Raw genomic sequence first — 25,991 nt, 5'->3', positions numbered from 1 at the left:
CCCAAACCGGATGGAAACCCAACGATGACGGATTCGTTCAACAGCACGCCGCCGCCCCTGCCCGGACGCCCCTCGCCCGTGCCGGCGGTGCCGCCCCCCCGCCGCAACGGCTTCGGCCGGTTCATGCGCGGGCTGGGCCGTGGCCTGAACATCACCCGCCTGGTGATTATCAACGTGCTGTTCTTCGGCGTGCTGGCCCTCTTTTTCCTGGCGGTGTTCGTTGGCAGCCGCGGCAGCAAGATCGACGACAAGACCGTGCTGGTGATCGCGCCCGATGGCGCGCTGGTCGAGCAATACAGCGCCGACCCGCTGTCGCGTGCCGTGTCGCGCATGTCGGGCGATGGCGTGAAGCAGGTGCAGGTGCGTGACCTGGTCCGCGCCATCGATACCGCCGCGAAGGACGACCGCATCAGCCGCATCCTGCTGCGCACCGACAAGCTGCAGGCCGGTGGCTTTGCCGCGCTGCGCGAAGTGGGTTCGGCGCTCGATCGCTTCCGCGCCGCGGGCAAGCCGGTGATGGCATGGGGTGCGAACCTCGAGCAGGGCCAGTACTACCTGGCCGCGCACGCCGACAAGGTCTACATCGATCCGCAGGGCGGCGTCATTGCCACGGGCCTCGCCAATTACCGCCTCTTCTACAAGGATCTGCTCGACAAGCTCGGCGTGCAGGTGCACCTGTTCCGCGTGGGCCAGTTCAAGAGCGCCGCGGAGCCGTTCATCCTCGACCACGCCTCGCCCGAGTCGAAGGAAGCCGACGCCTACTGGCTCGGCGGCCTGTGGGGCACGTGGGTCAACGAGGTGGCCACGCTGCGCCATATCGACCCGGCCGCGCTGCGCGCCGATGTCGACGACCTCGCCGACCGCGTGCGCGACGCCAAGGGCAGCCTGGCCCAGCTGGCCGTCGACGAGAAACTGGTGGATGGCATCGCCACCGACCAGGACATCGTCCGCATGCTGCGCAAGGAGGGCGTGCCGGCGGGTGAAAAGAACAACGGCTTCCGCCACGTGGAGCTGGCCACCTATCTTTCCGATCGTGGCCTTGGCACCACCGACATGCTGCAGACCGGGCCGGGCGTCGCCGTGGTGGTGGCCGAAGGCGAGATCACCGGCGGCAAGCAGGCGCAGGGCACCATCGGCGGTGATTCCACCGCGGCGCTCATCCGCGCCGTGCGCCACGACCGCCGCACGCGCGCGCTGGTGCTGCGCGTGAACTCGCCCGGCGGCGAGGTGTACGCCGCCGAGCAGATCCGTCGCGAAGTGGAGCTGACGCGCGAAGCGGGCATCCCCGTCGTGGTGTCGATGGGTGACGTGGCCGCCAGCGGCGGCTACTGGATCTCGATGAACGCCAACCGCATCTACGCCGAGCCGAACACCATCACCGGCTCCATCGGCATCTTCGGCATGTTCTTCACCGTGCCCGACACGCTCTCGAAGATCGGCGTGACGAGCGATGGCGTGGGCACCAGCCCGCTTGCCGGCGCGTTCGACATGACCCGCCCGCTCGACCCGAAGGTGGGCGTGCTGATCCAGAGCATCATCGACAAGGGCTACCGCGATTTCGTCGGCGGCGTGGCGCGTGCCCGCGGCAAGGATTTCGCCGCCATCGACAGCATCGCCCAGGGCCGCGTGTGGACAGGCGAGCAGGCCATGCAGCGTGGCCTCGTCGATCGCCTCGGCAACTTGCAGGATGCCATCGCCGATGCCGCCCAACAGGCCAGCCTCGGCAAGGATTTCAACGTCCGTTACGCCGAGAAGCCGATGGGGGCGTTCGAGCGCTTCCTCACCAGCGTGGGCGATAGCAGCGAAGCCCGCGTCGCGCTGTCGTGGGGCATGCACCTGCCGTCGTGGGTGGCCGAGCTGCCGAAGCTGGCGCCGGAGTTCGCGCTGTTCCGCAGCGCGGAAGCCGGCAAGCCGCACGTGTACGCCTACTGCTTCTGCTCGCCCCGCTAAGGGGCTAGTGGTCCTGCGCGTCGACGGCCTTGCGCTGGTCGTCGGCCTGCTTGTCCACGGTCTTCTGAACGTCCTGTGCCTTCTTCTTCTGCGCTTCCATGTCGTCCCACGGCGTGGCGGCGCGGGCCTGGGGCGCGGGCGGCTGCTGGTCGGGCTGCGGCGGCTTCGAGCAGGCCGCGCAGGTGGCGATGAGGGCCAAGGGCAGGGCGTAGCGGATCATGGCGTGGGTTCCCCGGTGCATGGGCCCCGAGTCTCCCGCCATGGCGTGCTCAACGCAATCGTGCATCGTAGAAGCCGTCGACATGGGCCACCTCCATCTCCCAGTCGAACAGCGATGAAAGCCGGTCGCCGGCCAGCAGGCCGGCTTTCGGGCCTTCGGCATGCAGCGCGCCGTCGCGCAGCATCACGACATGGCCGATCTCGGGCACGATCTCCTCGACATGGTGGGTGACCAGCAGCAGGGTGGTGCCTTCGCGGGCGAGCTGGCGCAGCAGGTCGAGGAAGCGGCGCCGCGTGCCGGGGTCCAGGCCGGCGCAGGGCTCGTCGAGCAGCAGGGCGCGCGGCTGGTGCACCAGCGCACGGGCGATGAGCACGCGGCGCGCCTCGCCCGTCGATAGCGTGGAGACATCGCGCTCCGCGAGGTGCGCCGCGCCGACACGCGCCAGCGCCGCCACGGCACGGGTGCGCATGCCGCCATCCACCACGTGGTCGAGCCCCAGCGTCATCGACGCGAAGAACCCGGAGAGCACGGTGTCGATGGCGCGCTCGTGCGTGGCTTCGAATTCGCGCCGCAGGTCGGATGACACGACGCCGAGCAGCGAGCGCAGCTCCGCCACGTTCCAGCGCTCGCGGCCGAAGATGCGCACCACCGGTGTGCCATCGTCGTGCACCAGCGGATAGAGCCGCCGCTCCACCAGCTTCACCAGCGTGGACTTGCCCGAGCCGTTCGGGCCCAGGATGGCCGTGTGCTGGCCCTGGGCAATTTGCAGCGAGAGCTGGTCGAGTAACGCGCGGCCGTCGCGGAGGACGGTGGCGCGGTCGATGGCGAGGAGCGGGGTCGTGGCATCCATGCCCCCGAGCATACGGTACGATCGGCGGCATGGAGGATTACACGATGCATCCACGACTCGCCGCCTGGCGCCTCGACGGCCGTACCGCCCTCGTCACCGGCGCCAGCAAGGGCATCGGCTATGCCTGCGCCCGCGAGCTCGCCGCGCTCGGTGCCGACGTGCTCATGGTGGCGCGCGACGAGGCCGCCCTCGAAGCCGCCGCGCAGGAGCTGGCCGAGGAGTGCCCCGAGGTGGAGGTGCTGGCCATGGCGGCCGACCTCACCGACCACGAGGATCGCCAGGCCGTCTTCGACTGGGTCAACGACCTCGACATCGATCTTTCCATCCTCGTGAACAACGTGGGCGGCAACATCGTGAAAACGACGCTGGCCTACGAGCCGCACGAGCTGCGCGGCATCTTCGAGCTCAACGTGTTCTCGGCCTTCGAGATGTGCCGCCTCGCGTATCCGCACCTGGTGGAACACACGCATGCCGCCATCGTGAACGTCGGTTCCGTCTCCGGCATCATGCACGTACGCACCGGCTCGCCCTACGGCATGACCAAGGCCGCCATCCACCAGCTCACCCGCAACCTCGCCTGCGAATGGGGCGAGGACGGCATCCGCGTCAACGCCGTGGCGCCTTGGTACATCCGCACGCAGCGTACCGACCCGGCGCTGGCCGATGCCGAATACCTCGACGAGGTGCTCGACCACACGCCCATGGGACGCATCGGCGAGCCCGAGGAAGTGGCGGGCGCGGTGGCGTTCCTGTGCCTGCCGGCGTCCAGTTACGTCACCGGTGAAACGATCGGTGTCGACGGCGGGTTCCTGCGCTACGGGTTCTAGTTTCCTTCCAATCAACGATAAGGATTGTCATGCGAGCAACACGATGGGCCCTGACCCTGCTGGCCGGCTTCAGTGCCAACGCGGCACACGCGGCCTGCCCCGATAAGCCGACGCTTGATACCCTCACAAAGATGGGAAGTGTCTTCATCGGCGAAGAACACGGCACCAACGAAAGCCCGGCCTTCGTACGCTGCGTTGTCGAACACGACATCGCCAGCGGCATGCACCCCACGGTCGCGCTTGAGCAAAGTTCGACGTCGCGTGACCTCGCGTCCGATGATTGGCTCGGCACCGACGGCCGGCATTCGAAGGCCATGGCGGCGCTTGTCGTCTGGCTCCTGGCCCGGGAGAAGGCAGGGGCCGTGAAGCTGCATTGGCTGGACGACTACACGAAATCCGGTGATACGCGCGACCACGACATGGGCGAGAGCCTTGTGCCGCTGCTGGCCGAGGGGCCGGTCATCGCTTACGCGGGCAATGTCCACGCGCAGAAAAGCCAGCGCATGATGCAGGGGTATGACGTCAAGCCAGCCGGTGAGTACGCCGGCGCGGCCATGGTGCACGTGCTGCTGGCGCCGTCAGGGCCAGGCTCCGCGTGGAATTGCATAGGCACGTGCGGCGTCCATACCCAGAAGGGCGGTGTTTTCTCGGCAAAGCCAGGTACGCTGGTTCCGGCCGCCAGCCTGGGGCGTGACTTCTTGCTTGGCTATGACTACGTGTATTCCATCGCCTCGTTCACGGCATCCCCGCCGTCACGCCAGGCTACCCACACCCCTGCAACTGCCCCCGCAACGCCGCATCCTTAGCGTCGAGTGGCGCGCGTTCGCTCTTGAACGCGTTGCGGATGGCTTTTTCGTTGGCGCCCTGCTCGTCGCGAAGCGTCTGGCAGGTTTCGGCGGCTGACATGGGGCGGCACGTGTCGCGTACCCAGACGTAGTTGGCGTTGGCCACCGCCGCGGCGTTGCCTTTGCCGCGGTTGAGTTCAGGGAACGACGATACGGCGGCGTTGCGGCTGCCGTAGACGTTGGCGAGGCCGTTGTCGACCGCGCCCAGCACGCCGAGGGGCGCGGCATACGCGTCGGGGTGGCCGTTGCTACTCGTGTACGTCTTGCCGTCGGTTGCCCGCGTGCACAGGTACATCTGCGGCACCGGCCGCGGTGGCGTGGGCGCGGGTGGCTCCACGTCGGTGAACACACCATCGGGCGGGGGTGGCACCACGGGGCGGCTGGGCGCCGGTGCGGAATCATCCAACTGCAGCACCTCCTGGTGCTGCTGCTTCGCGCAGGGTGTCTGCTGATAGATGGTCTGGCCGTTGGCCGTGCACTTGTAAGCCTCGCCGGCCACCGCGCCGCCCAGGGGCAGCGTGGCGACCACCAAGGCCGCGAGGGCGCGACGCATCCTCAGAACTCGGCCACGTGCTCTTCGGAGGCGAAGCCCAGCGTCATCGCGCCTTCGCCCACGTTGACCATGCCGGTGATGCTCATGGGGGTCTCCAGCATTTCGACGCCCGCGTCGCCGCAGATGCGGGTGAGGGCGGTGTAGCCGGGCAGGTTGCGCATCTCGTCCAGCTCGCCGCCGTAGCTCAGCGACAGGCAGGGCACCAGCAGCCCGGCCTGCACGCGCTTGGCCGCGTATTCGAACAGCACCTGCGCGCCATGCTCGAAGCCGCGTACCTTGCCCACCGGGCCCGTTTCGCCGCGGTGGGCGCGGAGGATCGGCTTGATGTCGAGGGCGGTGCCGAGCATGGAGCTGAGGAAGCTGACGCTGCGGTCGCCCTTGCTACGGGCACGCGAGCGCAGGTAGTTCAGGTCGCGGGGCAGCATGTAGCCGTACGAGCAATCGGCGATGTGGGCGGCGCGCTCACGCACTTCCGCGGGCGACTTGCCGGCCTGGATCATGCGGACGGCCTCGGCCACGGCGGGCGCCGAGCCGGCGAAGATGTTGCGGGTATCCACCACGCGCATGAGGAACGGCCCGCTGATGCCCGCGGCCTCGCGGATGGGCCGGTAGTTCTTCAGGATGGCGAAGCTGGCCTTGATCACGTTGTCGTGGATGGGGCTGCGCGTGGCCATGATGGTGAGGCACACGACACAGTCGTAGTCCTTGACCATGCGGCCCAGGAAGAGGTTCTGCACGTCTTCCACGCTGGAGGGCTCCGTCTCGGCCGACTGGCTGCGGCTGCCCAGCTTCTGGTCGCGGAAGCGCAGGATCTCCGCCGGGTCGCGGTCGTCCTTGAACCGGTGGTTGTCCACCTTCACGGTGATAGGCATCACGGCGACGCCGTTCCGCTCCACGAAGTCTTGCGGTACATCCACCGCCGCATCAATCGCCACGCCAATCCGCATCGCACACCCCCGGTCCTGCCGGGGCCCAGGGCACCCATTGCGCCCTGCCCACCCCGCAGCGCCGGATGCTACACTTGCACGAATGAATTTGGCATCTTGCCGGCGTGGCGTCGCCGGTAACCGCCGCCGGCCAGGCCGTCGAGCCCCCTCCCCGGCGGCGCTTTCGCACCGGATTCCCGCATGAAAACCAAGAACGAGATCGTGTCCAACTGGCTGCCGCGCTACACCGGCACCCCACTGGACGGCTTTGGCGAGCACATCCTGCTCACCAATTTCGGGCATTACGTCGAGCGCTTCGCCGAGGAGAACGGCGTGGAAGTGCGCGGCCGCGACCGCCCCATGCCCAACGCCACGGCCGACGGCATCACCCTCATCAACTTCGGCATGGGCAGCCCCAACGCCGCGACGGTCATGGACCTGCTCAGCGGCATCGAGCCCAAGGCCGCCCTGTTCCTGGGCAAGTGCGGCGGCCTGAAGCGCAAGAACGCCATCGGCGACCTGATCCTGCCCATCGCGGCCATCCGCGGCGAGGGCACCTCGAACGACTACCTGCTGCCCGAGGTACCGGCCCTGCCGGCGTTCCAGCTCCAGCGCGCCGTGTCCACCATGATCCGCGACCTTGGCCACGACTACTGGACCGGCACGGTCTACACGACCAACCGCCGGGTTTGGGAACACGACGAGCAGTTCAAGGACTACCTGCGCCGCACGCGCAGCATGGCCATCGACATGGAGACGGCCACGATCTTCGCCGCCGGCTTTGCCAACCACATCCCCTGCGGCGCGCTGCTGTTGGTCTCCGACCAGCCGATGATTCCCGAGGGCGTGAAGACCGAAGCCAGCGATGCCACGGTCACGGCCAACTTCGTTGAGAAACATATCAAGGTCGGTGTCGAAGCCCTGAAGCTGGTCCGCCGCCATGGCCGTAGCGTGAAGCACCTCAGGTTCGAGGGCGAGAACGAGTAAGACTTTGCAGATTCGTTCCATTGGCGCCGCGGCCGTGGCGTCCTAACCAAGCATTACCGTGGAATGCGGCGTGGGTGCATCGGTTCATTCGCTAAGGCGAATGCATGTAACCAGCGGCTTGCGCCGCCCAAGGCTGGTGGCGTTTTGGCAGTCGGGGGCGGGCAGGCCCTTGGTGCCGCCAGTCGCGGACCTTCGGACCGGGCCGTAGCGCCTTTCTCGCAATAGCCGTTGCGCATGGCGGCCCTCCGCTCATGTCGGCCCCAAGGGCCTGCCCGCCCCCGAGGCCACGTGACCCGTGTCTTGGGGCACAAGCCGGTGCTCCGGTGCTGCTTGGCATCACGCTCGTATAGCCATGTAGCGCTGCAGTGGCGATCCAGCGGGGGTGAGGTAAGCGTAAGTAACGAGCCCCCGTGGCCGGCGTGCGTCACGGCACACCGCGCTGCGGCCATGCGTTGTCATCCCTTGCCAGGACGCAATCCTGGAACGTGCGCTGCAACAGCGGGAGATTGCGCCGTTGTATATGCAGCGCGCTGAGTCATACGCGACCGTGTGCGTTCAAAGACCCTCTCGTTTTGCCGCACGAAACCAGGCGCATGGACTCGGCGTCGGGTGGGCCCTTGGGGCCGACATGAGCGGAGGGCCGCGCAACGTGATGTCAAAGCGATAGCGGAGCTACGGCCCGGTCCGAAGGTCCGCGACTGGCGGCACCAAGGGCCTACCCGTCGCCGACTCGCGACATCGCACCAGCCTAAGGCGGCGCAAGCCGCTGGATTCACGCATTCGCATACGCGAATGAACCAAAAAAAGCCGCCCGTGGGAGCGGGCGGCGATCCGGGGAGATCTGCAAGGCGGCGCGGGTTGGGAGGGGTCCCGCGCGCCCTGTCTTCTTGTGGTGAACCGTTACAGCGAGAAGTCGTACTCGGCCGAGACCTGCACGTAACGCGGCGTCTGGAAGCTCGTCGGGATCTTGTACGTGCTGTCCGTCAGCGGCGCGCCGTTCGGGTCTTCGCCCACTTCGTTGATCGTCGTCGTGTGCTGCTTGTTGAACACGTTGAAGACGCTGGCCGAAAGCGTGACGCCCTTCGCCCACTGCGGCTTGTACGACGCGTTCAGGTCCATGTTCCAGTACGACGGCGTGCGGCCCACGGAGCCACGCTTCACGATCATGCCGCTGCAGTACAGGTAGGCACCCGAGCCATAGCCGCCGTTCACCTGGCTGTCGATCGGGTTCAGGCCGTAGCAGTTCTCCGGGCGGCCGGTCTGGAACACGCCATTGGCGCCCACCAGCCATTCGTCGTTGATCTGCCATGCGCCATAGATCTTGAACGTGTGCTTGCGATCGTTCGGCAGGTTGCCGTTCGAGCCGGCCATGATCTCCGGGTAATCGAACAGTTCCGTCGTGCCGGTATCGGCCTGGCCGTTGCTCGAGTCCACGCCGCCTTCCGAGTTGCCGCGCAGGTGCGACCACACGTACGACGCCTTGAGGTACCAGGTGTTGTCGAAGTTGCGCTCGGCCGTAAGCTGCAGGGCCTCGTAGGCGCGCTTGTACTTCGGCTCGCCCACGTCGGCGCCCGTCAGGTGGATGTTGTACAGCTGGCCCGTGGCGTCCACCGGGGTGGTGAGGGTCACGGCGCTGCCCGGGTTGAAGATGTAGCAGCCCGGCACGTTCGACGCTTCCGGCGTCAGGCTGGTGGTGTCGAGGTTCAGGCCGTACTGCGCGTTGGCCGCCTTGGCGATCGGGCGGAAATCGCACGAGTCGTCGATGCCGGTGAGGATTTTCCGGTAGATGGCCTTCACGCCCAGGGTCCAGTCGGCCACCTGCTGCTGCGCGCCGAGGATGAACTCACGCTGCTTGAATGGCTTGAGGTCCTTGGTCGCGACCGCCGACGGGTTCGGCACCTGGCCGGCCTCGCCGTTGGCATACGTGGTGCCGGTGCGCGCCGGGAACGCCGCCGCGTAGGCGTCGGGCAGGGCGCCAAGGCCCAGCGGTGCGCCGGTGAGCGGGTCGACGCCGGTGTAGCTGAAGTACTTGATCTGGTACAGCGACGCGGCGGCGCCGCGAAGTGCCACGTTGCCGTCGAGCGGCAGCGAGTAATCGCCCGCGCTGCCATAGATCTTCAGCGTGGAATCGCCGTGCACGTCCCACGAGAAGCCCAGGCGCGGCTGCCAGCTGTGCACCTGCTTCACGTACGTCTGGCCCAGGCTGTTCGTGTTCTCGAAGCCGTCGTTGCGCACGCCGATGCGGGCCATGAAGTTGTCGGTGACGTGCCAGTTATCCTGCAGGTAGTACGAGCGCTGCGTGATGCCGACGCGGGCACCCGTCGCGAAGATGGTCTGGCGGACCACGCTGTCGGCGGGGTCCAGGCCTGGGTCGTGGCCGAGGATCGATGCCGGGATGGAGCTGTACGTGTACAGCGCGCCACCCTCGTAGGCGGTGCCGGTATCGGTCTTGAAGTGGTCGCGTGCCCAGCCGCCCTTAATCTCGTGGTCACCGATGTGGTACTCGAGGTCGATGCGGCCGGCTTCGCGTTTGTCTTCACCATCCGGCGTGTTCAGCGAGCCGGCGAACGAGCAGTGCGGGTAACCGGCGGCGCCGTTCGTCACCGGCGTGCGCGAATCGGTGATGGAGGGGCAGCCCGGCGAATTGGCGGCGTCGAAGATGTTGCCATCGTAGGTCTCGACGATGCCGTTGGCGGCCGTGGCCGTGCTCACGCGCTTGTTGGTGCTCTTGCCGAACTGCGCGGTGAGGGTGAGGTCATCGGTGATGTAGTTGGTGTACTTCAGGATGTTGGTCATGCCGCCACCCTTGTTGTACACCTGGCCGAGGTAATCGTCGCGGTGCGGCTGGCCGTTGTCGTCGTACTCGTAGCCGTAGATGCTCTGCTGCTGCGTGGTGGTATCGCTGAACCCGGTGTACTCGAGGATATTGTTCTCGTTGATGTTCCAGTCGAGCTTCACCAGGTAGCGCGGATCCTTGATGGTGGTCTTGTTGTAGTCGCCGCCACCGGTGGTATCACCGTAGTGCTCATCCGCCGTGCGCGTGCCGCCGACGAGGGCGAACATGAACAGCTTGTCCTTGATCAGCGGGCCGCCCAGCCAGGCGTTCCAGCGCTGGCCGAAATCGTTGGCGTTGCCGGTGCCGTTGTTGCCGATCACGTAGTTGCTGTTGTGGCGGTTGTTCTGCAGCAGCGCGCCATTTTGCAGGTAGACGTTCGGCTGCTTGGCCTGCAGCTGGTAGGGGTTCCAGGTGAAGTCGACGCCACCCTGCCACGTGTTGGTGCCGCGCTTGGTGTTGACCGAGATCACGCCGCCGGTGGAGTTGCCGTACTCGGCGCCGTAGCCACCGTCCTGGATATCTTCCGAGTCGATCGCTTCGAAGGGCACCTGGGAGTACGTGAGGCTCTGGAAGAAGTTGGTAACGTTGAAGCCGTTCACGTAGTAGCTGTTCTCGGCCACCGACGCACCGCTGAACGATGCCAGGTTGCCGAAGGCGCTGTCGCCCTTGGTGGCGCCCGGCGCCAGCAGCGCCACGGCCGTCTGGTTGCGGGCCAGCGGCAGCTGCTTGATCTGCTCGGCGGTCATCACCGTGCTGGTCTGCGCGGATGCCACGTCGATGGGCGGCAGCGCGTTGGCGGTGACGGAGACAGCGGACAGATCCTCCGCGCTCTTGGCTTCACTGGCGGGCTGCGCCACGAGGTTCACGTTGAACCCCTGGCCGGCCACGACCTGCACATCGCGCGAGGTGCTGGTGCCGCCGCTCGTGGTCACTTTGTAGCTGCCCGGCAGCAGCGACACGATGTTGAACTTGCCATCGGCGCCCACCGTGGCCGAGCGGCTCACGCCGCTGCCCGCGTTGGTGGCGGTGACGGTGGTCCCCGGTTGCGCGGTACCAAAGATGCTACCGGCGGTGCTCTGGGCAAGAGCGGCGGTGCTGGCGAAGCCAAGACCGATCGCCACGGCAAGCGCAAGGGTGCGCCGGCGTGGCTGCCTGTTCGTGTGACGCGTGTTCATCAATTCTCCCCGGCCAAAGGCCAAACGATGCAAAACCGAATGGCATGTCGCATTAACGAAACTGCAACAAGCGGGGTGAAACTACGCTGCGCCGATAACCGTACTCAATGCGCGGTTCATGAACGCAAGGACGTAGACGGGTTGCGTGCGGCTGATTCGCAAGGGTCATGCATACGCGGTGCGACGTGGGGTCCAGTCGCACCGCGCTTCATCGTCGCGCGACGGGGAGAACTTGCGATTCTTGTTAGTCGTTAAATGAAACATGTTTCACGTGAGACGAATTCCTGCACCCGTGCCGTGGAAAGCTGCGTGGGAACCAGAGAGCCTGGCTAGGCATGCTTTTGTGTTCTTGTAAGGTAGTGATCATACGGACAAAACGATAGGCCTCTTGTCCGGCTCGCAACCGTCTCGTAGCGTCGTGGGATGGAACTGGTCATCACCGTGCTTGTCCTCCTTCTCGTCGTGGCGCTGTCGGGCGCGCTTGTCCGCATCCTGCCATTCCGGCCGCCGCTGCCCGTGGTGCAGATCGCGCTGGGCGCCTTGCTGGCAGGGACGATGGGGCTGCACGTGGAATTCGACCCCGAGATTTTCTTCCTGCTGTTTATTCCCCCCTTGCTCTTCGCCGATGGCTGGCGCTTTCCCCGTCGCGAAATGCTTTCGCTGCGCGGCCCGATCCTGGCGCTGGCCGTTGGCCTGGTGTTCTTCACGATCGTGGGCGTGGGTTACTTCGTGCACTGGATGATCCCCACCGTGCCGCTCGCAGTGGCGTTCGCACTCGCGGCGGTGCTCTCGCCCACCGATGCGGTGGCCACGTCGGCGGTTACCGGCGGTACGCGGATGCCGTCGCGCCTCATGCATATCCTTTCCGGCGAAGCCTTGCTCAACGATGCGTCGGGCCTCGTCGCGCTGCAGTTCGCCGTCGCGGCGGAACTGACGGGCAAGTTCTCGGTGCTGGGTGCCGCGCGCGATTTCATGGCCACGGCGCTAGGCGGCCTGGCCGCGGGCGCGCTGGTCGCGTATGCGTTTGGCATGCTGTTGCGCCGGCTGGTGCGCTGGGGCGGTGAAATGGAGCCTGCGACGCAGGTGGGCCTGCTGTTGCTTATCCCCTTCGCGGCCTACCTGCTCGCCGAGCACTTCCACGTTTCGGGCATCCTCGCCGCCGTGGCGGCCGGCATGATGATGAATACCGGTGGCGTGCTCCGCAACGGCTACGCCGCCACGCGTATGCAGAACTTCGCGGTGTGGTCCATGGTGGAGTTCACGTTCAACGGCCTGATCTTCCTCCTGCTCGGCATGCAGCTGCCGGGCATCCTCGACGGCGCGCGCACCGACCTGCAGCAGGCCGGCGGCGGCGAGCTGTGGTACCTCGCCGCCTACGTCGTCGCGATCACGCTGGCGCTGGTGCTGCTGCGTTTCGCGTGGGTATGGCTCTCGTGGCGTTTCATCCTGCTGCGTGCCGCACGCCGCGGTGCGCCTCGCCCGCCAATGGGGACTCGGCTGATCTGGACCACGGCGCTCGCTGGCGTGCGCGGCGCGGTGACCATGGCGGGCGTGCTGTCGATCCCGCTGGCGAAATCGGCCGGCGTGCCGTTCCCGGTGCGCGATTTGCTGATCTTCCTCGCCACAGGCGTCATCCTGTGCACGCTCCTCATTGGCGTGGTGGGCCTGCCGATGGCGGTGAAAGGCCTGAAGTTGCCCAGCGAAGACCCGGCGGTACGCGAGGAACGCATGGCGCGTTCACTTGCCGCGGAAGCGGCCTTGCGTGGCATCGCCGACGAACAGAAGCGCATGGAAGACGGCGGCGACGCGGAGTCGATCGCGCTGGCGTCGCGCGTCGCGGCGCGGGTCATGGCCGCGTACCAGCAACGCTTGCTCGCGGCGGGTGAAGAGGGCGACGGGGCGGGTGCCGCGCGCACCGAGGCGAAGCTGGAGCGTGACATGCGCCTTGCCGCGTTGCGCGCCGAGCGGCGCGAGCTGTTCGAGCTGCGCCGCAAGCACGCCATCAATGACGAGACCATGCGCACGGTGATGCGCGAGGTGGACCTCGCCGAAACCGCGATCACTGGCCTCGGCGCGGAGTGACGCTCAGGCGGCAGGAAGGCGGAAAAACGCCTCGGCGGTGAGCGTCGAGGCCTCGGTGACGGCCATGGGCAGCTCGCCCCGGTCGCGCGCCACTTCGTCGCGGATGTGGCCGAGGTACATGGGCTCGTTGCGGCGGTCCTTCGGCATCGGCCGCAGCGTGCGCGGCAAGAGGTAAGGCGCGTCGGTCTCGAGCATCAGCCGGTCGGCGGGGATGCGCTTCACCAGCTCGCGCAGGTGCGCGCCGCGGCGCTCGTCGCAGATCCACCCGGTGATGCCGATGTGGCAATCGAGGTCGAGGTAATCCTGCAGCGCCTCGCCGGTATCGGTGAAGCAGTGGACGACCGCCGCCGGCACGCGGTCGCGATAGCGGCGAAGCAGGGCGAGGAAGTCGTGGTGTGCGTCGCGCTGGTGCAGGAACAGCGGCATACCCAGGTCGGCCGCGATTTTGAGCTGACGCTCAAACACCTCGCGCTGGATCTCGCGCGGTGAGTAATTTCTGTTGTAGTCCAGGCCGGTTTCGCCGACGGCGCGCACTTCGGGCGCCTGGGCCAGGCGACGGAGCAGCGCATCGGTCTCGTCGTCGTAGTCCACGGCATGGTGCGGATGCACGCCCGCGGTCGCAAATAGCCGCCCACCACTGTTTTTTGCGAGCGCCAGCGCCTGCTCGCTGCCCTCGCGGGAGGCGCCCGTAACCACCATCCGGCCCACGCCATGGGCACTTGCCCGGGCAAGCACCTCATCGAGGTCGGCGCGGAAGGATTCGTGCGTGAGGTTGGCGCCGATGTCGATCAAGTCCATGATTTTTTTCGCTTTAGCGGAAAGTCTGAGGCGCGCGGTATTCGTGTGGTATTCCCGCGCAAAGCCATGAATTAGAACACGTATGGACGTCTGAACCCTACTTCCCGGGGGCGTGGCCGGCTAGGCCGTTCGGTCGAGGGCCTGTGTCGCGTCAACTTATTGACGTTCGCATTTTCCTACTGCTACGTTCCCGAGACACTTGGTGTTCAGGCGTCAAAAACATGACACCCAGTGCCGTACAGGGGACGCCTGGAAACGGTGTCAGAAGGGAATGGTGGCCCACCATGGGCTGCCTGCAAGCAGTACCACGGGCAAAGGGGTAGTGCAGATGGGAAATCGTATCGCCGCGGGCGCGCTTGTCGCCTCGCTCGCCCTGGCCGCCGTGCCAATGGCATTCGCCGCCGGCGCCACCGCGCCCACGGCCCGCTTCGATGTCAGCGCCTTGCGCGCGCCCGGCGGCTATGACCGCTTCATCGTGAAATACCGTGATGGCAGCCCCGAGCGCGCCAGCCGCGTGGCGGCCACGCAGGCCGTGGGCGTGGCGCTGTCGCGCGCCGCCGCCACCACCGCGTCGCTTCGCGCCGGCAAGGTGGCCGCGCCCGCGGCGGTCTATGGCCGCAAGCTGGGTACGGGCGCCGACCTGCTCCGCACGTCGCGCAAGCTCAGCAAGGCCGAGGCGGATGCACTCATCCGCCAGATCGCCACCAACCCCGCGGTCGTCCACGTCGAGGCCGACGTGATGATGCAGAAGGTGCGCGACATCGTGGCGCCATCGGCCCTCGCGGCCGCGCCCGCGCCGGTTGCCGTCGACGACCCGTACTACAGCTACCAGTGGCACCTGCGGCCCGCCGCGGGCCAGGCCGAGAAGATCGGCAGCGATGCCAGCAGCTACGCCAACAGGGGCGGCAGCAACGCGGCCACCGCGTGGAACCTTTCCGACGGCACGGGCATCACCGTGGCGGTGCTCGACACGGGCATCACCCAGCACCCGGATATCGACCTGTCGCTCGCCGACGCGGGTTACGATTTCATCTCCGACAAGTTCGTCTCCGGCCGCGGTACGGATGATCGTGCGCCGGGCGGCTGGGACCTGGGTGACTGGACCACCGAGCCCAAGTACCTCGTCGCCAACGGCGGCTGCATCGACCCGTCGAAGGGCGATGTGCAGGAGGATTCCAGCTGGCACGGCACGCATGTGTCGGGGAACATCGCCGAGCTGACCAACAACACCACCGGCATGGCTGGTATCGCTTACAAGGCGAAGGTGTTGCCCGTGCGCGTGCTCGGCCACTGCGGCGGTTACTCGTCCGATATCGCCGACGGCATCGTATGGGCCTCGGGCGGCCACGTCGAAGGCGTGCCCGATAACACGCACCCCGCGCAGGTCATCAACATGAGCCTGGGTGGCCCCGGCGCCTGCGCCGACGACACCACGACGGCGGATGCCATCACGGCGGCCATCGGCCGCGGCACCTCGGTGGTCGTCGCGGCCGGCAACGAAGACGACGACACCGCGAACTACTCGCCGTCGAGCTGCCCTGGCGTCATCGCCGTGGCGTCCAACGGCATCACCGGCAAGCGCGCCTTCTACTCGAACTACGGCAGCAAGGTGGCGTTGTCCGCGCCGGGCGGCGGTGTCTACGCCAACGACGCCGCCACGGGCACGCAAGTGCTGGCGGGCTTCTCGTGGTCGGCCATCAACGCCGGCACGCATGAGCCGACGACGCCTGATTACGGCGGCATGGCCGGCACCTCGCAGGCCACGCCGCATGTCACGGGCACCGTCGCGCTCATGCTGGCGGCCACCCGCGCAGCCAGCCTGCCCACGCCGACGCCCGCGCAGGTGCGCAGCATCCTCACGTCCACCGCCCATCGGTTCCCCTCGACGCCGGATGAACCGATCGGCGCCGGCATCGTCGATGCCTACGCCGCGGTGAACAAGGCGCTCGGCAACGACACCGATCCGGGCGAGCCGACCGTCACCACGCTTGCCAACGGCGTGCCGGTGAAGGCGTCGGGCGATGGCTCGGCGGTCGTCTACGCCATCGACGTGCCGTCGGGTGCACGCACGCTGGTGTTCACCACCGCGGGCGGCAAGGGCGACGTATCCATCGCGGTGAAGAACGGCACCGCCGGCAGCGAAAGCGTCTCCGCGAAGAAGGGCACCAACAACGAGACCGTGACGGTGGCACGTCCGGCGTCGGGCACCTGGTACATGACCGTGACCAGCCCGGCGGGCTACAGCGACGTGAGCGTGCAAGCGCGCTTCGTCTCGCCATGAGCACCACGGCCCGGGATTCGGGGGAACCCCGGGCCATGTGATTCCGCCTGCGAGGGGGTCTTCGCGGGCGTGGCGGTCGGGGAGGGGTCCCCGCCGCCGTATTAGGGAGGTATGGGCAATGTATTCACGCACACTGGCACAGGCCGTTGGCCTGGTGCTGACGGGAGCTTTCACCCTCGCGACGGCGGTACACGCCGCCGACGCCGCCAAGGCCGATGCGCCGCAAACCGTTGTGGTGCAAGGCGTACAGGTCGCCATCGACCCGTCGACGGGCCGCTTGCGCGAGCCGACGGCGGACGAGCGCGCCGCACTCGCCCGGGCGTTCGCCGCGCCGAACGTCACCGCGTCCAAGCTGGCCGTGGGCCAGCCGCGCACGGCGGCCGAAGCGAAGTCCACGTTCCGTAGCGTCTCGCTCGGCAATGGCGTCCGCGCCAAGGCCGTGCGCGTGCCGCAGGAGCTGATGAGCAGCGTGGTGGCCGAGCGCCTGCCGGACGGCAGCCTCAGCATCCACCACGACGACCACGGCGTGCAGGCATCGCCGGCCGCACCGGAGGTGGCGAAATGATCCGCCGCAGCCTTCTCTTCACCGCGCTTGCCGCCGCCGGCCTCTTCTGCGCCATGGGCGCCAGCGCCGCCGAGATCAAGATCGTCAACCAGGACGTGGGCACCGGCAAGGGCCTGGACGATCCGACGCCGGCTACGCCGGTGGGTGGCAACCCCGGCACCACCGTGGGCAAGCAGGCACTCAACGTTTACCAGTTCGCGGCTGATATCTGGGGCGCGGTGCTGCAGAGCAACGTCACCATCACCAACAACGCCACGTTCGAAAAGCTCTCGTGCGACGCCACGTCCGGCGTGCTCGGTTCGTCTGGCACCACCTACATCTTCTATTTCGATGACACCAGCACGCTGCCGCCGCGCGCGGTGCGCAACACCTGGTACCACTCGGCGCTGTTCGATGCCCTGAGCGGCGAAGACGGCGTGCCGGGCGAGGCCGATATCCAGAGCCAGTTCAACGGCGCGCTGGGTTCGACGGGCTGCCTCGAGGGCTCGAAGTGGTACTTCGGCCTCGACGGCAACACCCCGGCGGGCTCCATCAACTTCCTCAACGTGGTGCTCCACGAGATGGCGCACGGCCTGGGCTTCTCGGGTTTCAACAGCCTGACCTCGGGTTCGCCGTACGTCGGTGACGACGGCGTGGCGCGGCCGGACATTTACTCCACATTCGTCTTCAACGACACGAAGATGAAGAAGTGGTACGACCTGACCAACGCCGAGCGCATCACCGCGGCGCTCGACGACGGCAACCTCGTCTTCACGGGCGCCACGGTGAAGGCCGAGGCCCCGATCGCGCTGGGCAAGCCCGATGTGTTCCGCGTCACGGCCCCGGCCGCCGCCGCGGGTGATTACACCTATTCGCAGGGTGCGATCGGCCCCATCGCCACGCCCGCCAACTTCGCTGGCGCCGTGGTGCAGGCGGCCCCCGCCGATGCGTGCACGGCGATCACGAATGGCTCGGCGCTCAGCGGCAAGATCGCGCTCATCGACCGCGGCACCTGCAACTTCACCGACAAGGTGGCGTTCGCGCAGGCGGTCGGGGCCAAGGCCGTGCTCATCGCCAACAACCAGGCCGGCGCCATCACCCCGGGCGGCACGCCCACCACGCCGATCACGGTCCCCGTCATCGCGGTGACCCAGGTCGACGGCAACAAGCTGAAGGCCAACCTCGCCGGCCTCACCGGCTCGGTGGGCAAGGGCAACGGCCTGGCCGGCGCCGATGCGCAGGGCAACGTGCAGCTCTACGCACCCACGACGCTGGCGCAGGGTTCGTCGTTCTCGCACTACGACACCCGCCTGACGCCGAACGCGATCATGGAGTACGCCATCAACCAGGACCTCATGGGCCAGGTGGATGTTGACCTGACGCCGGCGCTGTTCAAGGACGAAGGCTGGGGCCTCAACACCACGGGCCAGAAGCTGCTCACCTGCGACACCACCATCCCGACCCTCGTGCCGGGTGGCGTCATCGTCGGTGCGAACGTCGTGTCGAACGCGAAGATCATCGCCGGTGACGCGGCCACGCTGGCGGCCTACCGCACCAGCGTGCGTGCTTACGCCTCGACGCTGGGTGGCTCGGGCCTCATCACGTCGGCGCAGGCCACCGCGCTGAACGCGTGCCTGAGCGATGCCGAGACGCAGAAGCAGTACACCGCGTGGCATGCCGCGTTCCCGGACGCGATCAGCCTGGGCAACAACGTGGGGCTCAGCAACCAGGCCGGCGCCGTGGGCAGCAAGAAGGTGTACTCGCTTGCGATCCCGGCGGGCGCGAAGGCACTGACGTTCCGCACCGCAGGTGGCTCGGGCGATGTCTCCATCGCCGTGCAGGCACCGGGTGCCACGACGTTCACCGCCGTGGCCAACCGCGCGGGCAATGCCGAGGTCTACACCAAGGCGAGCCCGGCGCAGGGCACCTGGTACTTCCAGGTCACCGGCGTGAAGGCCTACAGCGGAGTCACCGTGCAGGCGGTTTACCAGTAAGTGCGCAACCACCCGGGCCGCCTCGCGCGGCCCGGGTCCTATCAGACGGCAGGCACTGGAGGCAGCGCGCCGCGCGCCCCGTCGCCCGCCGCCATCGGCGGCACCCACGGGAGGAAGTTACGTGAACACGATCTACAGCAAGGTATGGAACAAGTCGCTCGGCATGCTCGTCGTCGCCTCGGAGCACGCACGGGCGAACGGCAAGGGCGGCGCCTCCCGACGCCTGCGCGCGGCCATGGCGGCCTTGCCGCTGGTGGCAGGCGCCGCGCTCGCGCTGGCGAGCCCGTCGGCACAAGCCGGCAACGTATGCAGCGGCTTCTCGTCGGGCCTCGCGCCCGTCGCCAAGGGCGCCGACGCCTTCGCTTGCGGCGCCAACGCCAAGGCCAATGGCGATAACAGCGTGGCGCTCGGCGCCGCCGCCATTTCCAAGGGCGCTTACAGCACCGCGGTGGGCCAGGATGCGCAGGCCAGCGGCGCATTTGCTTCCGCGTTCGGGCAAGGCACTCGCGCGACCGCCACCGACAGCGTCGCCGTGGGCCAGGGTGCCAACGCCGCCAACACCGGCAGCACGGCGATCGGCCGCGGTGCCCGCGCCATCGCCAACAACGCCGTGGCCATCGGCTCGGATTCGACGGCCACCCGAGCGAACACGGTCTCGGTCGGGCGCAGCGGCAGCGAACGCCAGGTGGTCAACGTCGCCGATGGCACGCAAGCCACCGACGCGGTGAACAAGCGCCAGCTCGACAAGGTCGATAGCCGCGTCACCACGGTGAACAACCGCGTGACGACGGTGGCCAACCGCGTCGATGCCCTGGATACCGCCACGGCTGACGCGCAGCACTATTTCAAGGCGAATGGCGCGGGCGATGGCAGCGACAACGCCACGGCCGCCGGGCAGTTCTCCACCGCGGCGGGCTCGGGTGCTTTCGCGGGTGGCACGGGCGATACGGCCGTCGGCAGTGGAGCGTTCGCTTCCGGTGGCCATGCGACGGCGACTGGCTACGGCGCGGTGGCCTCGGGACAGAACAGCGCCGCTTACGGTGCAGGTTCGCAGGCCAACGGCCCGGGCAGCATCGCCGTGGGCGGCGTCGCCGTCGATGAAAACGGTAATCCACTCATCACCAACGGTGGCGTGCCCGTCGACTTCGGTGCCACGAGTGCCGACGTGGGTGGCACCGCGGTCGGTGCGAGCGCGCAGGCATCGGGCTTCGCCGCGTCGTCGTTCGGCGTCGGTGCCTTCGCGGGCGGCGCGCAGTCCGTTGCCGTCGGCGCTGTCGCCAACGCCATCGGTGACTACTCCACCGCCATCGGCACCCAGAGTGCCGCGCTGGGCGTGAACAGCGTGGCCCTTGGTGCGGGTTCCATCGCCGACCGCGATAACAGCGTCTCCGTCGGCGATGTCGGCTTCGAGCGCCAGGTGACCAACGTGGCGGCGGGCACCGAAGACACTGACGCCGCGAATGTCGGCCAGGTGAACAGCGCGGTAAACAACGCCACGCGCTACTTCAAGGCCAACGGCGCGAACGATGGTTCCGACGACGCGGCCGCCATTGGCGATTTCGCCACGGCATCGGGCTCGGGCGCGTTCGCGGGCGCGACAGGGGCGACGGCGACCGGTAGCGTCGCGTTCGCGTCGGGCGTGAACAGCACGGCCACCGGCTATGGTGCCACGGCCACGGGCCAGAACAGCGCGGCCTACGGCGCCGGCTCGCAGGCCAACGGCCCGGGCAGCGTCGCGGTAGGCGGCGTCGCGGTGGATGAAGACGGCAACCCACTCATCACCAACGGCGGCGTGCCGGTCGACACCGGTGCCACCAGCGCGGATGTGGGCGGCACGGCGGTCGGTGCCAGCGCCAGTGCCAGCGGCTTCGCCGCATCGGCGGTGGGTGTCGGTGCCTACGCGAGCGGCGCGCAGTCGTCCGCCTTCGGCGCCGTCGCCAATGCGACGGGCGATTACGCCACCGCCGTGGGCACGCAGAGCGCAGCGAGCGGCGTGAGCAGCGTCGCCGTCGGTGAAAGCGCGACGGCCAGTGGCGACGAAAGCGTGGCGGTCGGCGGCAGTGCCGTCGGCCTGTTCGTGGCGCAGGCCACGGGCTATGCCGCCACCGCGCTCGGTGCCGGTGCATGGGCCACGGCGGATTACGCCACGGCCATCGGCTGGAATTCGTATGCCGCCGCCGATAGCAGCACGGCCCTCGGTGAGAGCGCCTCGGCGCAGGACCTGGGCGCCAGCGCCCTCGGCGCGGAAGCCATCGCGGTTGGCACGCAATCCACCGCGGTCGGCGCCATTTCCACCACCAACGGCGACTTCGCGTCGGCGATCGGCAGCGGTTCGTACGCGGGCGACACGAATGCCACCGCCGTGGGCGCACTGGCAAATGCCGAGGCGGCCGATAGCACCGCCGTCGGCCAGAACAGCGAGGCATCGGGCTTGCGTTCCACCGCGACGGGCGCATCGAGCGCCGCGTTCGGCGACGACAGCACGGCCAACGGCTACGGCAGCATCGCGGACGGCAGCGGCGCGACCAGCGTGGGTGCCAGCAGCGTCGCCGACAGCGACAACGCCACCGCGGTGGGCAGTGGCGCGAGCGCCCACGGCGTGGGCGCATCGGCGTTGAGTTCGGCCTCGAACGCCAGCGGCGACTCGGCCATCGCCTCGGGCTATGGCGCGACGGCGGCGGGCAAGAATGCATCCGCCTATGGTGGCGGCGCGCAGGCGACGGCGAACAGCGCCACGGCCATCGGCGGCCAGGCCGTCGATGAAAACGGTGACCCGCTGATCACCTACAACGCCACGGGTGAAGCGGTGGGGCCCGCCTCGGCATCGGGGCTCGCCGCGACGGCGGTGGGTGCCAGCGCACAGGCCGAGGGCCAGTTCGCCACGGCGCTGGGTACCGCGGCGTTCGCGCAGGGCGAGCAGTCCCTGGCAGGCGGCTTCCTCGCCGAGGCCTCTGGCAGCGGCGCGACCGCGCTGGGTGGCCAGGCCTATGCGGCGGGTGAGCTGGCGACGGCGACCGGCTACGGTGCGACGGCCTATAGCGATGGCGCGACCGCCATCGGCGGCGGAGCCAGCGCGGCGGGCGCAGGCAGTGTCGCGATCGGCAACTATGCGGAGACGGGCTTCGCGCTGTTCGGCATCGAAGCTTCCAACGCGGTGGCGCTCGGCGCGAACAGCTGGGTGCTTGGCAACGACGGTACCGCGCTGGGTGGCGGCGCATGGGCGATCGCCGACAACAGCGTTGCGCTGGGTGCGAACTCCTATGCCGGCCGCGCCAACACCGTGTCGGTCGGCGACGTGGGCGCGGAACGGCAGGTGACCAACGTGGCCGCAGGCACGCAGGCCACGGATGCGGTGAATAAATCGCAGCTCGATGCCCTGGCTGGCAGCGTCAGCGACGCCAGCCATTACTTCAAGGCGACCGGTGCGGGTGATGGTACGGACGACGCCACGGCCGTCGGTAACTTCGCCACCGCCGCGGGCTCGGGTGCGCTTGCCGCCGCCGACGGTGCATCGGCTTATGGCAGCGGCGCCTTCGCGACCGGTGCGCAGAGCACGGCCACCGGCAGTGGCGCCACGGCCACTGGTCAATACAGCGCGGCGTACGGTGCCGGCTCGCAGGCGAATGGCCCGGGCAGCATCGCCGTGGGTGGCGTCGCTGTCGATGAAAACGGCGATGCGCTCATCACCAACGGCGGCGTGCCGGTCGATACGGGCGCCACCAGCGCGGATGTCGGTGGCACGGCCGTCGGCGCAAGCGCGCAGGCGGCAGGCTTCGCCGCCTCGTCGTTCGGCGTCGGTGCCTTCGCGGGGGGTGCGCAGTCCACGGCGGTGGGCGCGGTCGCCAACGCGATCGGCGATTTCTCCACCGCCATCGGCACGCAGAGCGCGGCGCTGGGCGTGAACAGCGTGGCGCTGGGCGCGGGTTCGGTCGCGGAGCGTGACAACACGGTATCGGTGGGCGATGTTGGTGCCGAGCGCCAGGTCACGAACGTGGCCGCCGGTACGCAGGCTACCGATGCCGCGAACGTGGGCCAGGTGGATGCGAAGGTGGAAAACGCCACGCGCTACTTCAAGGCCAATGGCTTGAACGACGGCTCCGACGACGCGAGCGCGGTGGGGGATTTCGCTACCGCATCGGGTTCGGGTGCCTTCGCGGGCGCCAACGGCGCAACCGCGACGGGTAGCGTCGCCTCCGCGACGGGCGTGAACAGCACGGCCACCGGTTACGGTGCGTTTGCCTCGGGCCAGAACAGCGCGGCCTATGGCGCCGGTGCGCAGGCCAACGGCCCGGGCAGCGTCGCCGTCGGTGGCGTCGCGGTCGATGCCGATGGCAACCCGCTCATCACCAACGGCGGCGTGCCGGTCGATACCGGTGCCACCAGCGCCGATGTGGGCGGTACGGCCCTGGGTGCGAGCGCGAACGCCAGTGGCTTCGCGGCGTCTGCCATGGGCGTGGGTGCCTATGCCAGCGGCGCGCAGTCGACGGCCCTGGGCGCGGTCGCCAACGCGGTGGGCGATTACGCCACTGCGGTGGGCACGCAGAGCGCAGCCAATGGCACGAGCAGCGTTGCCGTCGGCGAAAGCGCCACGGCCAGCGGGGAGGAGAGCACCGCCGTGGGTGGTAGCGTGCTCGGCCTCATCGCGGCACGCGCCACGGGCACGGGCGCATCCGCGTTCGGCGCGGGTGCCTGGGCGACGGCCGATTTCGCCACCGCCATGGGCTGGAACAGCTACGCCTCCGCCGCGAATGCGACGGCCATCGGTACCAATGCGTTCGCCACCGCTGCCAACAGCGTCGCGCTGGGTGCCGATTCCAGCGCCACGCGGGCCAACACGGTGTCGGTGGGTGCTACGGGCGCGGAGCGCCAGGTGACCAACGTCGCGGCGGGTACGCAGGCGACCGACGCGGTGAACAAGGGCCAGCTCGATGCGGTGGCCTCCGATGCGAGCAGCGCCACGCGTTACTTCAAGGCCACCGGCGGTACCGATGACGATGCATCGGCTGTCGGCGCGAACGCGACGGCGGCGGGCTCCGGTGCCGCCGCGCTTGGCGATGGTTCCACGGCCCTGGGCACGGTCTCGTTCGCCAGTGGCGCGAACGCGGTCGCCGTCGGCAATGGCGCGTCGGCCACGGGGCAAAACAGCGCCGCGTTCGGTGCATCGGCCAACGCCGATGGCCCGGGTAGCGTCGCCGTCGGTGGCACGGCGGTGGACGCGGACGGTAACCCGCTGATCGGCGACGCCGATGGCAACCCTGTCACGGTGGGTGCCACCAGCGCGGGTGTCGCGGCAACGGCCGTGGGCGCAAGCGCGAGCGCAGGCGGCTTCGCCTCGTCGGCTTACGGTGTCGGCGCAAGCGCATCCGGTGCGCAGGCGACGGCATTGGGTGCGGTGGCGAGTGCCTCGGGTGATAACGCCACCGCGATCGGCATGGGCGCCGCGGCCACGCGCAGCGGCGCCGTGGCGGTGGGTGGCCCGGCGACGCTGGATGGCGACCTCACCGTCTACACCGGCGCCACGGGCGATAGCGCCGTGGCGCTCGGCGCCGGTGCGCAGGCGACGAAGGACTACGCCACGGCACTGGGCGGCGTGACGGGGGCCGAGGGCGTGGGCAGCACGGCGGTCGGCTACTTCGCCTACGCGCCGGGGGCCAATGCCACGGCGCTGGGCATCAACACCTGGGCCTCGGGCGCGAGCAGCGTGGCGGTCGGTGATTACTCCACCGCGCGCGGCGAGAACGCCATCGCCGTGGGCGCACAGTCGGAAGCCAGCAAGGCCAACAGTGTCGCCGTGGGCCCGGGCGCCACGGCCAGTGGTGATCTTTCGACCGCGGTGGGCGCCTTCGCCACGGCGAGCAAGGAATCCGGCACGGCCCTCGGTGCCTCGGCCAGCGCCACGGGTGCGAGCGCCACCGCCATCGGCGATAGCGCGCGTGCCACGGCGAAGAACGCCGTGGCCCTGGGTGCGAACTCGACCGCCACCCGTGCCAACACGGTGTCGGTCGGGTCGGCCGGCAACACGCGCCAGGTCACGAACGTGGCCGACGGCACGCAGGCCACCGACGCGGTGAACCTGCGCCAGCTCAATAACGTGATGTCGAACTCGCTGGCTGCCGGCAGCTCCGCGATGGGCAATACGCTGGCCATGGCCCTGGGGGGTGGCGCGTCCATGGGGGCGAGCGGCTTCATCGGCCCGGTCTATAGCGTGCAGGGTTCGTCCTACGGCACCGTCGGCGACGCGGTCGGCGCCCTCGATGGCGCACTCACGGCGCTCAACAGCCGCGTGGGCTCGCTTGAGGCGCGCGGCACGGGTACCGGCACCGGCACGGGCCCGGGGCGGCCGCGCGTCAATGCGGCCGTCGCACCCGCCAGCGTCGCGACGACGCAGGCGGCCGTCGAACCGGCCGCGGCCGCGCCGGCCGCCACCGCCCAGGCCATCGTCGAGGGCACGGGCAACGGCACGGCCATCGGTACGGGCAGCTACGCGAAGGATCCGACCGACCTGGCCATCGGCAACAACGCCACGATCGGCGCGGCGGACAGCACCGCGGTGGGCACGGGGGCGACGGTGACCGCCGCCGCCACCAACAGCGTGGCGCTGGGTGCCAATTCCGTGGCCGACCAGCCGAACACGGTGTCGGTGGGCTCGGCTGGCGCGGAGCGTCGCGTGACCAACGTGGCGGCGGGCACGGCGCCCACGGACGCGGCCAACACGGCCCAGGTGGACCAGGCCCTCACGACCGCCAAGGCCTACGCTGACACGGGCGACGCCGCGACGCTCAGCCAGTCCAAGGCCTACACCGACCAGAAATTCGGTGACGTGGTCAGCGGCGGTGCGTTCGATGACTACAAGCGCCAGGTCGACCATCGCTTCAACAACCTCAACGACCGCCTGAACAAGGTGGGCGCCATGGGCGCGGCGATGTCGCAGATGGCCTTCAGCACCCAGGGCGTCAACGGCGAAAACCGCCTTGGCGTGGGTGCCGGCGGCTACAAGGGCCAGGGTGCCCTGTCGGTGGGTTACTCGCGCGCGCTCTCGTCGAACGCGGCCCTGACCTTCGGTGCCGCGGTCAGCGGCGGTGAGGCATCGGGCGGTGTCGGTGTAGGCATCGGCTGGTAATTG

15 protein-coding genes are annotated in these 25,991 nt (G+C 68.6%); 9 read left to right on the top strand and 6 right to left on the bottom strand.

Annotated elements, in window-relative coordinates; all coding sequences use genetic code 11:
• Positions 1–123: 123 nt before the first annotated feature.
• A complete protein-coding gene (gene sppA, locus VI08_RS07860; RefSeq protein ID WP_045829056.1) occupies positions 124–1,950 on the top strand; it encodes a signal peptide peptidase SppA in 1,827 nt (608 codons plus the stop codon).
• Positions 1,951–1,954: 4 nt separating this feature from the next.
• On the opposite strand, the gene VI08_RS07855 is transcribed toward sppA, so the two are convergent.
• Both VI08_RS07855 and VI08_RS07850 read right to left on the bottom strand, forming a co-directional pair.
• Positions 1,955–2,170 (bottom strand): hypothetical protein, encoded by a 216-nt coding sequence (locus VI08_RS07855; protein ID WP_045829015.1) that lies wholly within the window; start codon positions 2,168–2,170, stop codon positions 1,955–1,957.
• 49 nt (positions 2,171–2,219) lie between these two features.
• Complete coding sequence (locus VI08_RS07850; RefSeq protein WP_157006463.1) at positions 2,220–3,020, bottom strand: ABC transporter ATP-binding protein; 801 nt, start codon at positions 3,018–3,020, stop codon at positions 2,220–2,222.
• Between the two features lie 44 nt (positions 3,021–3,064).
• Here VI08_RS07850 and VI08_RS07845 point away from each other — a divergent pair, with 44 nt between their 5' ends.
• Positions 3,065–3,847: an SDR family oxidoreductase gene (locus VI08_RS07845; protein ID WP_045829055.1), complete on the top strand. Its 783-nt coding sequence runs from the start codon at positions 3,065–3,067 to the stop codon at positions 3,845–3,847.
• Between the two features lie 29 nt (positions 3,848–3,876).
• Positions 3,877–4,653 (top strand): hypothetical protein, encoded by a 777-nt coding sequence (locus VI08_RS07840; RefSeq protein WP_045829013.1) that lies wholly within the window; start codon positions 3,877–3,879, stop codon positions 4,651–4,653.
• Here VI08_RS07840 and VI08_RS07835 read toward each other — a convergent pair.
• Complete coding sequence (locus VI08_RS07835) at positions 4,610–5,245, bottom strand: DUF4124 domain-containing protein (protein WP_045829012.1); 636 nt, start codon at positions 5,243–5,245, stop codon at positions 4,610–4,612. The two genes, VI08_RS07840 and VI08_RS07835, sit on opposite strands and share 44 nt — an antisense overlap.
• Positions 5,246–5,247: 2 nt before the next feature.
• Entirely contained in the window at positions 5,248–6,192 is a 945-nt protein-coding gene (locus VI08_RS07830) for a DegV family protein (RefSeq protein ID WP_045829011.1), read from the bottom strand.
• Between the two features lie 180 nt (positions 6,193–6,372).
• Between VI08_RS07830 and VI08_RS07825 the strand changes: the two genes are divergently transcribed.
• Positions 6,373–7,158, top strand: coding sequence for an AMP nucleosidase (locus VI08_RS07825; protein ID WP_045829010.1), 786 nt, complete (start codon positions 6,373–6,375; stop codon positions 7,156–7,158).
• A 900-nt stretch (positions 7,159–8,058) separates the two neighbouring features.
• Here the strand turns inward: VI08_RS07825 and VI08_RS07820 are convergent.
• Positions 8,059–11,169: a TonB-dependent receptor gene (locus VI08_RS07820; RefSeq protein ID WP_084621368.1), complete on the bottom strand. Its 3,111-nt coding sequence runs from the start codon at positions 11,167–11,169 to the stop codon at positions 8,059–8,061.
• 423 nt (positions 11,170–11,592) lie between these two features.
• Between VI08_RS07820 and VI08_RS07815 the strand changes: the two genes are divergently transcribed.
• Positions 11,593–13,251: a Na+/H+ antiporter gene (locus tag VI08_RS07815; RefSeq protein ID WP_045829008.1), complete on the top strand. Its 1,659-nt coding sequence runs from the start codon at positions 11,593–11,595 to the stop codon at positions 13,249–13,251.
• A gap of 3 nt (positions 13,252–13,254) precedes the next feature.
• On the opposite strand, the gene VI08_RS07810 is transcribed toward VI08_RS07815, so the two are convergent.
• The gene (locus VI08_RS07810) at positions 13,255–14,049 is read right to left on the bottom strand and encodes a TatD family hydrolase (RefSeq protein WP_045829007.1); all 795 of its coding nucleotides are present in this window, start codon (positions 14,047–14,049) and stop codon (positions 13,255–13,257) included.
• A gap of 328 nt (positions 14,050–14,377) precedes the next feature.
• Between VI08_RS07810 and VI08_RS07805 the strand changes: the two genes are divergently transcribed.
• From VI08_RS07805 to VI08_RS07790, 4 genes are all read left to right on the top strand, one after another.
• Positions 14,378–16,330 (top strand): S8 family serine peptidase, encoded by a 1,953-nt coding sequence (locus VI08_RS07805; RefSeq protein WP_045829006.1) that lies wholly within the window; start codon positions 14,378–14,380, stop codon positions 16,328–16,330.
• 118 nt (positions 16,331–16,448) lie between these two features.
• Positions 16,449–16,895, top strand: a complete 447-nt coding sequence (locus tag VI08_RS07800; protein ID WP_052697769.1) for a post-PEP-CTERM-1 domain-containing protein — start codon at positions 16,449–16,451, stop codon at positions 16,893–16,895.
• A complete protein-coding gene (locus VI08_RS07795; RefSeq protein ID WP_052697768.1) occupies positions 16,892–18,868 on the top strand; it encodes a PA domain-containing protein in 1,977 nt (658 codons plus the stop codon). The genes VI08_RS07800 and VI08_RS07795 overlap by 4 nt, the downstream gene beginning before the upstream one ends.
• A gap of 121 nt (positions 18,869–18,989) precedes the next feature.
• Complete coding sequence (locus tag VI08_RS07790; protein WP_045829005.1) at positions 18,990–25,988, top strand: ESPR-type extended signal peptide-containing protein; 6,999 nt, start codon at positions 18,990–18,992, stop codon at positions 25,986–25,988.
• Positions 25,989–25,991 lie beyond the last annotated feature (3 nt).

The organism is Luteibacter yeojuensis (assembly GCF_000964085.1).
GTDB lineage: Bacteria > Pseudomonadota > Gammaproteobacteria > Xanthomonadales > Rhodanobacteraceae > Luteibacter > Luteibacter yeojuensis_A.
The sequence above is the reverse complement of the archived record's forward strand: the minus strand, read 5'-3'. Positions and strand labels throughout refer to the sequence as shown.

What these genes read in the sequence shown, in the direction of transcription:
- VI08_RS07845 (WP_045829055.1), top strand. Translation starts at nt 3,065, where the DNA reads ATGCATCCACGACTCGCCGCCTGGCGCCTCGACGGCCGTACCGCCCTC.
- VI08_RS07810 (WP_045829007.1), bottom strand. Translation starts at nt 14,049, where the DNA reads ATGGACTTGATCGACATCGGCGCCAACCTCACGCACGAATCCTTCCGC.
- VI08_RS07855 (WP_045829015.1), bottom strand. Translation starts at nt 2,170, where the DNA reads ATGATCCGCTACGCCCTGCCCTTGGCCCTCATCGCCACCTGCGCGGCC.
- VI08_RS07840 (WP_045829013.1), top strand. Translation starts at nt 3,877, where the DNA reads ATGCGAGCAACACGATGGGCCCTGACCCTGCTGGCCGGCTTCAGTGCC.
- VI08_RS07850 (WP_157006463.1), bottom strand. Translation starts at nt 3,020, where the DNA reads ATGGATGCCACGACCCCGCTCCTCGCCATCGACCGCGCCACCGTCCTC.
- VI08_RS07820 (WP_084621368.1), bottom strand. Translation starts at nt 11,169, where the DNA reads ATGAACACGCGTCACACGAACAGGCAGCCACGCCGGCGCACCCTTGCG.
- VI08_RS07805 (WP_045829006.1), top strand. Translation starts at nt 14,378, where the DNA reads ATGGGAAATCGTATCGCCGCGGGCGCGCTTGTCGCCTCGCTCGCCCTG.
- VI08_RS07795 (WP_052697768.1), top strand. Translation starts at nt 16,892, where the DNA reads ATGATCCGCCGCAGCCTTCTCTTCACCGCGCTTGCCGCCGCCGGCCTC.
- VI08_RS07835 (WP_045829012.1), bottom strand. Translation starts at nt 5,245, where the DNA reads ATGCGTCGCGCCCTCGCGGCCTTGGTGGTCGCCACGCTGCCCCTGGGC.
- VI08_RS07800 (WP_052697769.1), top strand. Translation starts at nt 16,449, where the DNA reads ATGTATTCACGCACACTGGCACAGGCCGTTGGCCTGGTGCTGACGGGA.
- sppA (WP_045829056.1), top strand. Translation starts at nt 124, where the DNA reads ATGCGCGGGCTGGGCCGTGGCCTGAACATCACCCGCCTGGTGATTATC.
- VI08_RS07815 (WP_045829008.1), top strand. Translation starts at nt 11,593, where the DNA reads ATGGAACTGGTCATCACCGTGCTTGTCCTCCTTCTCGTCGTGGCGCTG.
- VI08_RS07825 (WP_045829010.1), top strand. Translation starts at nt 6,373, where the DNA reads ATGAAAACCAAGAACGAGATCGTGTCCAACTGGCTGCCGCGCTACACC.
- VI08_RS07830 (WP_045829011.1), bottom strand. Translation starts at nt 6,192, where the DNA reads ATGCGGATTGGCGTGGCGATTGATGCGGCGGTGGATGTACCGCAAGAC.